Raw genomic sequence first — 12,286 nt, forward strand, 5'->3', positions numbered from 1 at the left:
GCGGTGGCCCGGCCGCGGGGCGGTGTGCTGAGGTAGCCGGATGAGCGAGATGTCGGAGCGCACCGTCACCGTCACCTGCCCCAGCGGACCGCTGCAGGTGCGCACCTGGCAGGCGGGCGAGCCGGGCTGGGTCGCGCTGATCGCGCACGGCTACGGGGAGCATTCCGGGCGGTACCGGTGGGTCGCCGAGCAGCTGGCCCGCGAAGGGGCCGCGGTGCACGCACCGGACCACGTCGGGCACGGCGGTTCCCCCGGGGAGCGAGCGCTGCTCACCGACGCGGAAACGGTCGTCGCCGACCTGGAATGCGTCCGGGAAACGGCCGCGCGCGAGCATCCCGGGCTGCCGCTCGTGCTCATCGGCCACTCGCTCGGCGGGATGTTCGCGGTGCGCTACGCCCAGGAGTACCCGCAACACCTGGCCGCGATCGTGCTGTCTGCGCCGGTACTGGGCACCTGGCACGTGCTCGACCTGCTGGAGTACTCGGAGATCCCGGACACACCGATCGATCCGCAGGCGCTGTCCCGCGATCCGGAGGTCGGCCGGGCCTACCTGGACGATCCGCAGGTCTGGCACGGCCCGTTCAAACGGCGCACGCTGCAGGCCATCGAACGCTGCCTGCGCGCCATCAACCACGGTCCCGCGCTGCGCGCACCGACGCTGTGGCTGCACGGCGCGGACGACGACCTGGTCCCGGAAGCCGACACGCGCACCGGCGTCGACGCGGTCCGCGGCTCGCGGATGCACGAGCACATCTACCCGGACGCCCGGCACGAGCTGTTCAACGAGCGCAACCGCGCCGAGGTGCTGGGCGACGTGCTCAGCTTCCTGAACCGGGAACTGGCACGCACTGATACCACTCGCGGGAAATCCTGAGCGGTACCGCTCGCGCGGCAGCCGCCCGGCGGCGCGGCGCAACCCGGGCTCCGAACGCTGACCGGATCAGGTCAGGCGTGTCGCTTGCGCAGTTGCAGGCCCGTGTGGCCGCGGGCAGCTTGAGGACACCGGCCGAACACGGTCGGCCGTCCGGCGGAGCGAGGTTGCGATGGAGCACGTGGAACGCGCGCAGGATCTGATCGGCACCCCGGTCTTCGACCGCAACGGCGACCGGATCGGCACCGTGGGCAACGTCTACCTCGACGACGCGACCGAGCAGCCGGAGTGGGTGACCGTGCGGATGGGCCTGCTGGGCACCAAGGAGACGTTCGTCCCGCTGGACGGCGCCTCGGCCGAACGGGAACGGCTCCAGGTCGGCGTCTCCCGGTCCCGGGTACGCGATGCCCCGCGCATCGCCGCCGAGCACGGCCACCTGTCCGAGCAGGAGGGGCGCGACCTCTACCACTACTACGGCGTGCAGCACGAACCGGAGAGCTGACCCGCAGCCGCGTAGGCAGACCAGCCCCGCAGCCGCGAAGGCAGACCGACACCGCAGCCGCGAAGGCAGACCAGCCCCGCAGCCGCGAAGGCAGACCAACACCGCAGCCGCGCAGGCAGACCGACACCGCCGCCGCGAAGGCAGACCACCACCGCAGCCGCGAAGGCTGACCAACACCGCAGCCGCGAAGGCAGACCAACACCGCAGCCGCGAAGGCAGAACACGCTGCAGGCGCGGCATCCTCGTACGCGAGAATGTCCGCGCGATGGGGCACGACACCGAGCTCGAACTGCTGATCACCGTGGTCGTCGGAGCCGAGGACGAGCACTCGGCGCACACCGCCTGCCAAGCGCTGGTGCAGCGCGTCGGCGGCCGGATCGTGGACTCGGCCGACTGCTCCGACGAGGAACCTGGGTGCTGGGCGGTGACGATCAGCAGCCCGTGCGCGGAGACCGGGGAACACATCGCCGGCTTGTCCCGCGCGGTGCGCAACTTCATGCGCGGGCTGGGACCGGACTACGCGCGGCACCGCGTCGCCTGCGAGCCGCCGACCGCCTGGACCGTGGTCGACCACCCCGATCTGCTGGACGAGCTGGTCGGCGGGTGCGAGCGGCTGATGGTCGAAGCGTGGACGGCCGCCGAACTCCCGGGGCCGGGACCGGTGGAGCCACCCGAACCCGCCGCAACCGCCGAGGACCGGCCCGATGCGGCGCTGCCGCGCCTGCACCTGACCGTGGACGTCGCCGCGCAGCGCCGCGCGGGGGCCGAGTGGCAGGCGCGCGCCCTGGTCGGCCGGATCGCGCGCGGGGCGGGTTGCACCTCCTGCGAGCAGCACGACGACCTCTGGCGGGTGGCCTTCGACCTCAGCCCGGCGGAATGGAACTCCGGGAACTCCGCGAGCTGGAGCCCCGCAGACCGGGAGCCCGCCGGTGCCGCGGTGCTGCGCGGGGCGGCCGACCGACTCGGCGGTTCCGGGTGGCGGCACGACCGGGCGAGCGCCTCGTGGACCGCGGACCGGCATCTGGCCTCGGGCGTCGCGGCCATCCGGCTGAGCGTGGAAAACCCCGCCGAGACCGGGGATCCGGAGCCGCGCTGATCCCGTTCCCGGTGGCGGGCGGCCGAGATCGTTTTCTGCCCACCTGGCTGCGTCGTCCCGGCCGCGGCGCGCTAGGTTGTGGACCGATCCAGATCGGCGAGGCGCACCGGAGGACGACGAGCGCAGATGGCAGGGGTCGAGGAAGTTCGCGCGGGCATCAACCTGGCCACGCAGAAGGCGTCGGAGAGCATCGCGGCGTTGCAGCAGGCCGCGATGTCGCTGGAAGAGGCGCAGCAGGCGCTGGTCTCGGCCACCCAGGGCAGCGGCCAGCAGGAAGTGCAGCACGCGCACGGCATGCTCGCCGAGGCGATCCAGACGATCACGGGCGCGCAGGGCACAGTCAACGCCTGCATCACCACCGCAGAGGGCTACGCGGACCGGCTCTGACGGTGTCGGCGCTGGACGAGTTGTTCGAAGCGCTGCGGGTGGCCGACGAGCACCTGCGGCGGGCGCAGCAGCACCTGGGGACGGGGCGCACCGCGCTGACCGAGGTCGAGCAGGCGTTGCGCCGCATCGACCCGGAGCACCCGGAGAGCGTCGTGCCGCCGACCCTGCACCGCGCCGACGACCAGGTCGAGCACGCGCAGGGCCTGGTGGAACGGACCTCTGACACGGTGCGCGATTACCTCACTCGGCTGTAGGACCACGAAAGTGCGGGATATGCCGAGGCATCCGATTCCGGAATCGGTTCGGAACCCGTCGCCCCGGGAGTCCGCCCAGCTCGCTGCCGAGTGGTACTTTGCTCACGGTCAGTGACACGGTTCCGGGGTGGGGTGTGCGGAGCAAACGCAACGAGCGGCGCAGCCGCATCGAAGCAGCATTCGAGCTCCTGCGGTCCCGGATCTCCACCGCGCTCGGCGCCGCAGACCGCGAGCGCGAGCGGGTGCTCGCCGCGCACGCGCAGCAGGAGCACGCGCTGCGCATCGCCGAAACCGGTCTGGCAACCGCGGAACGCACGCCCGCCGCGGCCGGTGACGACGGTTCGGCCGAGTTCCGGGCCGCCCTGCGCGAGGCCCGGCAGCAGCGCGCGGAGGCCTTCGCGGAGTGGACCGGAACCGGCCCCGCTGCGCTGCGGGAACTCGTCGCGGAGGCCGCCCCGGGCGCCGCCGGGCTCGACTTCCCGGAATGGCTCGGCCGCGTCGGGGACGCCGATCCCGCCGCACCGCCCGGGTTGTGGCGGATCGGGACCGCCTCGGTACCGGATTCCCCCGCGCCGGAGGAATTCCCGGCCGCGCTGCCGCTGCTCGACGAGGCGCACCTGCGCATCACGACCGGCAGGGACACCGAGGAGAGCGCCGAAGAACTGGTGCAGAACCTGCTGCTGCGCGCGCTGAGCCACTTCCCGCCCGGTGCGGTGCGCGTGCACGTCTGGGACGTCACCCAGCTGACCGGCACGCTGCCCGGCCTGCACCCGTTGACCGGCGCGGGCCTGCTCACCGTGCACGACCCGACCCGGCTGGACGAGATGCTGGACGGGTTGTCCGATCACATCCGGCGCATCCACACCGGCTCGCTGCTGGGCGGGCACACCTCGCTGCGCGCGATGGCCGCCGAGACGGGCCGGCGCGCCGAACCCTGGCGCGTCGCCGTGCTGTTCGGCGACGGGGAGGCGCTGCGCGAAGAGCAGCAGCAGCAACTGCAGCGCATCGCGCGCAACGGCCTGGCCTGCGGGATCCAGCTGATCGTCGTGGACCTCTCGCTCACGGTGAACAGCGCGATCGAGTCGGTCGCCCTGCCTTCGGACGGCCCGGCGCGCGCCAGCACCACCGGCCCGGAGGCGGTGGTGCAGCTGGATCCCGCGCCGGAACGGTCCCGGGTGACCGCGGCCTGCTCGGCCATAGCCGAGGAGTTCCAGTCCCGGCGCGCGCGGGTTCGCTCCCTGGACGACCTGCTTCCCGAGCACTTCTGGACGCAGCGCTCCACCTCCGGCCTGCAGGCGCCGGTCGGGTTCAGCGAGGGCGAACAGGTGGACGTCACGCTCGGTGACGCCAGTCCGCACATGCTCATCGGCGGACCGAGCGGTTCCGGCAAGACGAACTTCCTGTACGGGATGTTGGGCAGCCTCGCCGCCCGCTACGCCCCGGACGAGCTGGAGCTGTACCTGCTCGACTTCAAGGAAGGTGTCTCGTTCGCCCAGTTCACCCCGGGCAAACGCGATCCCAGCTGGCTCCCGCACGCGCGCCTGGTCGGCGTCAACGTGAACACCGACCGCGAGTTCGGCCTGGCACTGCTGCGCTTCCTGTCCGAGGAGATGCGCCGCCGCGCGGAAGCAGCCAAGGAGCACGAGGTCACGAAGCTGGAGGAGCTGCGCGGCGAGGACCCGGCGGGCCGCTGGCCGCGCATCGTGGCGGTGATCGACGAGTTCCAGTACCTGTTCGCCGAGCGCGACCCGGTTACCGCCCAGGCGACGACGCTGCTGGAGGACGTCGCCCGGCGCGGCCGTTCGCAAGGCATCCACCTGGTGCTGGCCAGCCAGGACGTGTCCGGGATCGAGGCGTTCTGGGGCAAGCCCGCCATTTTCGAGCAGTTCATCCTGCGCATCGCACTGCCGAAGGCACGGCGCGCGCTGGCCGACCAGAACTCCGCGGCGATGGAGCTGCCCCGCTGGCACGCGGTGGTCAACCACGAGTCGGGCGTGCGGCACGGCAACGAGATCGCCCGCATCCCGGATGCCACGGCGAAGAAGACCTTCGACCGGCTGCAACAGCGGCTCTGGGAGCGGCGCGATCCGGCGGCCGCCCCGCCGATCCTGTTCGACGGCTCGCTGCTGCCGGATCTGGCCGAGTTGGCCGATTACGCGCAGCTGCGCGCTCCGGTGGCCACCCCGCGGGTCCTGCTCGGCCGGGTCATCGACGTGCACGGCGCGGCCGCCGCGGTCCGGTTGGCGCGCTCGCCGGGGCGCAACATCGCGGTGCTCGGGTCCGGGTCCGAGGACGCGGGCAGCGTGCTCGGCGCGGCCGCGCTCTCGCTGGCCCGCCAGCACCGGCCGGGCGGGATCGAGTTCACCGTCGCGGGCCTGGTCGACGAGGTGGCCGAGCAGGTGCGGGACCTCGTGCAGGCGCTGCGCGCGCACGGCCACGACGTCGAGCGGGCGTACCCGGACAGCATCACCGGCACCGTCGGCGGCATCGCGGCCGGGCTGGACGAGCGCACCGGTGCGGACGTGCCGCACTGCCTGCTGCTGTACGGCGTGGACGCGGTGCACGGCCGGATGGAGGACAAGGATCCGCAGACCCGGCTCAGCGGTCTGGACGACCTGCGCAAGGTGCTCAAGCAGGGGCCGGAGCGCGGGGTGCACGTGCTCGGCTGGTGGCGCAGCACCCAGCGGCTGAAGAACACGCTGGGCATGGCCCCGGTGGACGACATCGGTGCGTGGGTGGCCTTCGACGTGCAGGGCCAGGAGCTGTCCACGTTCGCGGCCGGGCAGCCGGTCAGCTGGTCCCCGCGCGCCCGCCGCGGGCTGTTCTTCGACCGCTCGGTGCACTCCCGGCCGGAGGTGGTGCTGCCGCTGCGGCTGCCCGCCCCGGAGGCCGCGGTGCTGCCCGAACCGCGCCGCGAGGACGCGCGGCCCGAGGTCCGGGAGGAAGCCGGTGAGTGAGCAGGTCCCCGCGGCGTCGCGCTACAAGAGGCTCACCGAACTGGCGACCACCGCGGCGCAGCGGGTCCGCAAGCAGGAGCAGGAGCGCGCCGCGGAGCTGGGCGAGCTGGTGACCTCCTCCGCGCAGCGCACCGAGGAGGCCGATGCCCGGCGCGAGCAGGTCGTCTCCGATGTGCGCAAGCGCTGGAACGCGGCCATGGAAGCGCTGTGGGACGAGCGCTGGATGCGCGAATGCAGGTTCCCCGACCCCGATCCGGAGGCGGAGCCCGCCGATCCGGACGAGGCGCGCCGCGCGGTGCACGATGCGTTCCTGGAGCTGCGGGGTGCCGTGGAGAAGCCGAAGCGCCAGGCAAGAGGCGTGCTGGGGCGCCGGAAACCGCGGGACCGGCCCTGAGAGCTCCGCCGGCGCGGTGTGCGCACGATCATCTGCATCGAATCCGTTCCCGGTATCCGCGGGATGATGCCCGCATGCAGGAATTGCACACCGCTGACGAGCTCGCCGAGGCCACCGACGACCTGCTGGTCCGCTGGGGCGGCCAGGCGCTGACCACCGACGATCCGGCGCGCAGCGGGATGGCGTGGCGGTCGTCGGGGGCGGTCGCGGTGCACGCCCCGCAGCTCAACCGCCGGGACCGGGTGCTGTTCACCGGGAGCGCGGACGACTGCGCCGACCTGCTGGCCGAGGTGCTGCCCGAGCTGCCCGGTGAGCGGGTGCGACCGCTGGCGCCCACGGCGCTGGCACACCAGGTCGCCGAGCGGCTCGATCTGGACGTCGCGGCGACGTTCGGCTGGATGCACCTGGCCGCCGAACCGCCGCGGGCGCGGCCGGACGCGGAATGGGTCGCCGACGAGCAGGAGGTGGCCGACCTGCTGCGGATCGCCAACCCGACGTCCTGGCTGGTCCCGGGTGATCCGGGGGCGGTGCGCTGGGCTGGAGTACGGGACGCCAGCGGGCGGTTGCTGTCGGTCGGTGCCGATTCCTGGCCCGCTCCGGGGATCCGCTTCCTCGCCGGCGTGGCCACCGCCCCGGAGCACCGGGGCACTGGACTGTCCACAGTGGTCTGCTCATTCCTGGCTCGCGAACTGGCGCGGGAGGGCGCGGTGACGCTGATGGTCGATGCGGACAACGCGGCCGCGCTCAAGGTCTACCGCAGGCTCGGATTCAGCTACCAGGCGGTGACCGCGCTGCGCGCCTGACCGCGCACCCGATCGGGGCGGACGGGTGTTTCCCGCCCGCGCGGCACGTAGGCTGCGGGGCATGCGAGCGCATCCGGTACCGCGGGGTCCGGTGGTCGCGCACCGGACGGCTGCGCATCGGATGTCGGCCGCGCGGAGGCGGCGATGATCACCACGCCGCTGCCCGCCGGTTCGCTGCGGGCCACCTCGCTCAACGCCGCCCGCCGGGCGTCCGAACTGCCCGACGCCGCCGGCGGCCGAGCGGATGTGCTGGTCATCGGCGGCGGAGTGCTCGGCTGCGCCGTCGCGCTGGACGCCGCGGCACGCGGGCTGTCCGCGGTCCTGCTGGAGGCCGCGGACCTGGCCGGCGCCGGCCCGGGGCTGCCCGCGCAGGCTGATCTGGACCGGCTGGCCCGCGGCGACGTACCCGCTGCTCACACCCAGGCCGCGGAACGCGCTGTGCTGCTGAACCGGACGGCACCGCACCTGGTGGCCACGCTGCCCCGCCTGGTGCCACTGCGCGACGAGGTGTCCCGGCGCACCGAGACCGCGCTGACCGCGGGCCTGCGCACGGCCGATGTGCTGCGCCGCGCGGCCCGCACCCCATCCGACGTGCTGCCGCCACCGCGCCGGATCCCCGCGGCCGAGGCGCTGGCCCTGGTACCGGGCCTGCGCCGGACCGGGCTGCGCGCCGGACTGCTCGGCTACGCCGGGCAGATCGCCGATGACGCGCGGCTGGCAGTGGCGCTGGCCCGGACGGCGGCCGGCTTCGGCGCGCGGGTGCTGACCCGGGTGCGGGTCGCGGCCGCGGACGCGCGCGGGGCCGACGCGGTGGACGAGCTCACCGGGGAACGGCTGCGGGTCGACGCCCGCGCGGTGGTCAACGCGGCCGGGACGCAGGCGGGCGGGCTGGTTCCCGCCGCGGCGCCGCCGGTGCTGCACGAGACCCGGCTGCTGGTCGACGCGGATGCCGCCGGACTCGCCGGCACCGCGCTACTCCTCCCGGACCGGCTGCTGCTGGCCCCGCAACCGGACGGCACAGCGTTGATCAGCGCATCCGGAAAAGGCAGCTCTGCAACACATTCCGATAATTCCACTGTGGACGACGTGCTGTCCGCGGCAGGCGCGGTACTGGGCGGGCGGCTGGGACGGGCGGACGTGCTGGCGCAGCTGTCCGGTCCGCGGGTGGCCACCCGGCGCGGGCAGGCCGAGCCGGACCCGGTATCCGGTGTGGTCACCGCGCTGGACGCCGATCCGGTCACCTGCCGGCGCACCGCCGCGGCCGCGGTGGACGCCGCCGTGCGCGCGGGCGGCCTGGCGGCAGGACCCTCGCGCACCGCCGCCGTGGCGCTGGTCGGCGCGGCACCGCGCGAGCAGCTGCCGGAGATCGGCGCGCACCCGAGGCTGCTGGCCCGCTACGGCACCGAATCCGCCCGCATCGCCGCGCTCACCGAACTCGACCCGGATCTGGCCGACGAGGTCTACCCCGGCCTGACCGCCGCCGAGGTGGTGTGGGCGGTGCGGCACGAACTCGCGCTGGACGCGGACGACGTGCTGCAGCGGCGCAGCGCGGTCGGCCGCGCCCCCGCCGCCCGCTCCGCGGCGGCCCCGGCGGTGGAATCACTGGTGCACCGGGCGATGCGCGGTGTCGCCCCGGAGGACTCCTGACCGGTCTTCGACGAACCGGCCCCGAACGAGAACAGGCCCCGGAAACCGGCTGCCGAGCCGGGATCCGGGGCCTGCGCGTCGAGTCCGCGACGGCGCTTAGCGCTTGCCGATCTCCAGGTAGGAGCGCTCCGGGTAGCCGGTGTAGACCTGGCGCGGGCGGCTGATCTTGCGGGCCGGGTCCTCCAGCATCTCCCGCCAGTGCGCGATCCAGCCGGGCAGCCGGCCGAGCGCGAACAGCACGGTGAAGAACTTCGTCGGGAAGCCCATGGCCTTGTAGATCAGGCCGGTGTAGAAGTCGACGTTCGGGTAGAGCTTGCGCTCGACGAAGTAATCGTCGGACAGCGCCTTCTCCTCCAGCCGCAGCGCGATGTCCAGCAGCGGGTCGTTGGCGCCGAGCTTGCCGAGCACCTCGTCGGCGGTCTTCTTGATGATCGCCGCGCGCGGGTCGTAGTTCTTGTACACCCGGTGCCCGAAGCCCATCAGCTTCACGCCGGGCTCCTTGTTCTTGACCCGCTCGACGAACGTGTCCACGTCGCCACCGTTGGCGCGGATGCCCTCCAGCATCTCCAGCACCGCGCTGTTGGCGCCACCGTGCAGCGGCCCGAACAGGGCGTTGATGCCCGCGGAGATGCTGGCGAACAGGTTGGCCTCGGAGGAGCCGACCATGCGCACCGTCGAGGTGGAGCAGTTCTGCTCGTGGTCGGCGTGCAGGATGAACAGCAGGTCGAGCGCCTTGGTCATCACCGGGTCGACCTCGTAGGGCTCTGCCGGGAAGCCGAAGGTCATCCGGTGGAAGTTCTCCACCAGACCCAACGAGTTGTCCGGGTAGAGGAACGGCTGGCCGACCGACTTCTTGTACGCGTAGGCGGCGATCGTCGGCAGCTTGGCCAGCAGCCGCACCGTGGACAGCTCGACCTGTTCCTTGTCGAACGGGTTGAGGCTGTCCTGGTAGAAGGTGGACAGCGCGGAGACCGCGGAGGACAGCACCGGCATCGGGTGCGCGTCGCGCGGGAAGCCGTCGAAGAACTGCTTGAGGTCCTCGTGCAGCAGGGTGTGCTTGCGGATCCGCTCGGCGAACGCGTCGTACTGCTGCTGGCTGGGCAGCTCGCCGTAGATCAGCAGGTAGCTGACCTCGATGAAGTTGGACTTGCCCGCGAGCTCCTCGATCGGGTAGCCGCGGTAGCGCAGGATCCCGGCGTCCCCGTCGATGTAGGTGATGTCGGACTCACACGCGGCCGTGTTGACGAAGCCCGGGTCCAACGTCACCAAACCGGTCTGGGACATCAGCTTCCCGAGGTCCACACCCGGCGCACCCTCGGTCGGCTGCGTTACCTGCATTTCGTGCTCGCCGGCGTCATAGCGCAGCGCGACGGTACGTTTGGCGGTCACGTCGTCGGGCATTCGGAACCTCTCCGCGCTCGTGGCGAGGTGATGCTGGCCGGGCGCCACCAGCGGCCGCCGAGGCGGCTGGTCTGCGTGTGGCTCCTGCGCCGGCACGGTCTCGGGGATCCCGCGCAGCACCACCCCGTTGGGGTCCTGTCAGTAGTCACGCTAGACCGCGGGAGGGCCGTCGCGCAGCAATCGTGTTTCGGCTTTGTGGCAGGTGGGACCACGATCACACCAAAACCGGCAGTTGCGGGCGCACGCGCGCGACGCTCCGGAGCCGAACACACCGCTCATTGTGCCCAGCTGCCCCACCCGAACGGGTTAATGCGCGGCCGAGGTCACATCGTGGGGCCGCCCACTCGATCTCGGTGGCTCAGCCCGCCAGCTCGTCCGCCCACGGCGGATCGGCCCCGGGCCGGGCCACGGTCACCGCAGCCGCGCGCGCGGCGAACTCCAGGCACCGCTCCCACTCCGCGCGACCGAGCCCGCGCACCCCGCCGTCGGACAGCGCACCGCTGCGGTGCAGCCAGGCCAGCAGCGCGGCCTGCACCGTGTCACCGGCCCCGATGGTGTCTTCGACCTCGGCCCGCACGCCGGGCACCGTGACGACCTCCCCGGCCGCGGTCAGCACCGAGATCCCCTCTGCGCCGCGGGTGAGCACCACCGCCGCGGGCCCGAGCCGCTGCCAGCGCAGCAGCGCCGCGAACTCGTCCTCGTCGCCGGCCAGCCAGCGGGCGTCCTCGACGGACAGCTTCAGCAGCCCGACCGAGGGCAGCCAGGATTCGAACCGCTCGCAGTAGGCGTCCCGGTCGGCGATCAGCTCGGGCCGAATGTTGGGGTCCAGCGCGATGAATCGGCCGCGTTCGGCCTCACGCAGCAGCGCCCGCTCGTAGACCGTGGCGCCCGGCTCCAGGACCATGCCCAGCGTGCCCAGCGACAGCGCGGCGGTCTCCGCGGGCAGCTCCACGTCCTCGACGAAGCGGGCGGCCGTGCCCTCGGTGTGGAAGCTGTAGCGCGCCGCGCCGCCCTCGCCCAGGCCGACGACCGCCAGCGTGGTCGGTTCCGGACCGCGCTGCACCAGCTCGGTGCGCACCCGGGACTCGCCGAGCCGCTCGACGAGCTTGTCGCCCAGCTGGTCGGTGGACAGCCGCGCGTGGAAGGCCGCGGGCGCCCCGAGCCTGCCCAGTGCCACGGCCACGTTGTACGGGCCGCCACCGAGCCGCGGGTGCAGCGGCCCCAATTCGCCCTCCACTGTGGACGGATCTGGCACGAGGTCGACGAGCGCCTCGCCACCGACGACGATCACGGGTCCTCCACCGCTGCGGACGGCTCGGGGGTCAGCCCGCCGAGCAGGAACTGGGACAGGGCGGCGAACGCCTCGGCGTCCGCCAGGCCGGTGCGCTCGGTGATCTCACCGCGCTGGATGCCGGCGATGGTCCGGCCGACCATCTCGCCGACGAAACCGGCGTGCACCTCGCGGAACACCCCGCGGCGCACGCCGTCGCCGATGAACCCGCGGATCCGGTCCGCGGCGGCCTGCGCGTTGGACTCGTAGGTGGCCCGGGTGGCCAGGTTCGCGGCGATGTCGTCGATGCACTGCCGCGAGGCCGGGCGCAGCTCCTCGGCCGCCGCCTCCAGGTAGGTACGCACCTGTTCGGCCGCGCCGCAGGCCTGCGCCACCCGGTGCTCGATGCTGTCGGTGGCCTTCTTGAAATAGTGCGCCACGACCCGCACCGCCAGCTGGTCCTTGCTACCCGCCAGCGCGTACAGCGTCGACTTCGAGCAGTGCAGCCGGGCCGCGAGATCGTCCAGCGTGAAGTGCGCGAACCCCTCGGCCAGGAACATGTCGACCAGCCGGTCGAGCAGCTCGGCCCGGCGCGCACCGCGGCGACCGCCTTCGGGGGTGTCCATCGCGCGCAAGCCTGCCACAAAGCGGACAACGATCCAGCGGTTCCCCGGGCGCGATCCGCACAGTACTGTGAACCGACC

Annotated in this window: 12 protein-coding genes; 9 read left to right on the top strand and 3 right to left on the bottom strand. The window is 73.0% G+C overall.

Features of this window, described 5'->3' with window-relative positions; translation table 11 throughout:
• The first annotated feature begins 40 nt into the window (after nucleotides 1-40).
• The 9 genes from IQ251_RS05945 (at nucleotide 41) to IQ251_RS05985 (ending at nucleotide 8,911) form a co-directional block, all read left to right on the top strand.
• Complete coding sequence (locus IQ251_RS05945; protein WP_193927434.1) at nucleotides 41-874, top strand: alpha/beta hydrolase; 834 nt, start codon at nucleotides 41-43, stop codon at nucleotides 872-874.
• Between the two features lie 169 nt (nucleotides 875-1,043).
• Nucleotides 1,044-1,373, top strand: coding sequence for a PRC-barrel domain-containing protein (locus IQ251_RS05950; protein WP_193927435.1), 330 nt, complete (start codon nucleotides 1,044-1,046; stop codon nucleotides 1,371-1,373).
• Nucleotides 1,374-1,638: 265 nt separating this feature from the next.
• Entirely contained in the window at nucleotides 1,639-2,469 is an 831-nt protein-coding gene (locus tag IQ251_RS05955; RefSeq protein WP_193927436.1) for a hypothetical protein, read from the top strand.
• Nucleotides 2,470-2,595: 126 nt separating this feature from the next.
• Entirely contained in the window at nucleotides 2,596-2,856 is a 261-nt protein-coding gene (locus IQ251_RS05960) for a hypothetical protein (RefSeq protein WP_193927437.1), read from the top strand.
• 2 nt (nucleotides 2,857-2,858) lie between these two features.
• Nucleotides 2,859-3,110 (top strand): hypothetical protein, encoded by a 252-nt coding sequence (locus IQ251_RS05965; RefSeq protein WP_193927438.1) that lies wholly within the window; start codon nucleotides 2,859-2,861, stop codon nucleotides 3,108-3,110.
• 134 nt (nucleotides 3,111-3,244) lie between these two features.
• On the top strand, nucleotides 3,245-6,067 hold the full coding sequence (locus tag IQ251_RS05970; protein WP_193927439.1) for an FtsK/SpoIIIE domain-containing protein: 2,823 nt from the start codon (nucleotides 3,245-3,247) through the stop codon (nucleotides 6,065-6,067).
• Entirely contained in the window at nucleotides 6,060-6,461 is a 402-nt protein-coding gene (locus tag IQ251_RS05975; RefSeq protein WP_193927440.1) for a hypothetical protein, read from the top strand. The genes IQ251_RS05970 and IQ251_RS05975 overlap by 8 nt, the downstream gene beginning before the upstream one ends.
• Before the next feature lie 74 nt (nucleotides 6,462-6,535).
• Nucleotides 6,536-7,264 (top strand): GNAT family N-acetyltransferase, encoded by a 729-nt coding sequence (locus IQ251_RS05980; RefSeq protein WP_193927441.1) that lies wholly within the window; start codon nucleotides 6,536-6,538, stop codon nucleotides 7,262-7,264.
• Nucleotides 7,265-7,408: 144 nt separating this feature from the next.
• Nucleotides 7,409-8,911: an FAD-dependent oxidoreductase gene (locus IQ251_RS05985; protein ID WP_193927442.1), complete on the top strand. Its 1,503-nt coding sequence runs from the start codon at nucleotides 7,409-7,411 to the stop codon at nucleotides 8,909-8,911.
• Nucleotides 8,912-9,007: 96 nt separating this feature from the next.
• Here the strand turns inward: IQ251_RS05985 and IQ251_RS05990 are convergent, their stop codons facing one another.
• From IQ251_RS05990 to IQ251_RS06000, 3 genes are all read right to left on the bottom strand, one after another.
• Nucleotides 9,008-10,312, bottom strand: a complete 1,305-nt coding sequence (locus IQ251_RS05990; RefSeq protein WP_193927443.1) for a citrate synthase — start codon at nucleotides 10,310-10,312, stop codon at nucleotides 9,008-9,010.
• A gap of 358 nt (nucleotides 10,313-10,670) precedes the next feature.
• On the bottom strand, nucleotides 10,671-11,603 hold the full coding sequence (locus IQ251_RS05995; protein ID WP_193927444.1) for a carbohydrate kinase family protein: 933 nt from the start codon (nucleotides 11,601-11,603) through the stop codon (nucleotides 10,671-10,673).
• Nucleotides 11,600-12,208, bottom strand: coding sequence for a TetR/AcrR family transcriptional regulator (locus IQ251_RS06000; protein WP_193927445.1), 609 nt, complete (start codon nucleotides 12,206-12,208; stop codon nucleotides 11,600-11,602). The genes IQ251_RS05995 and IQ251_RS06000 overlap by 4 nt, the downstream gene beginning before the upstream one ends.
• Nucleotides 12,209-12,286 lie beyond the last annotated feature (78 nt).

Source organism: Saccharopolyspora montiporae, assembly GCF_015209505.1.
Classification (GTDB): Bacteria; Actinomycetota; Actinomycetes; order Mycobacteriales; family Pseudonocardiaceae; genus Saccharopolyspora; species Saccharopolyspora montiporae.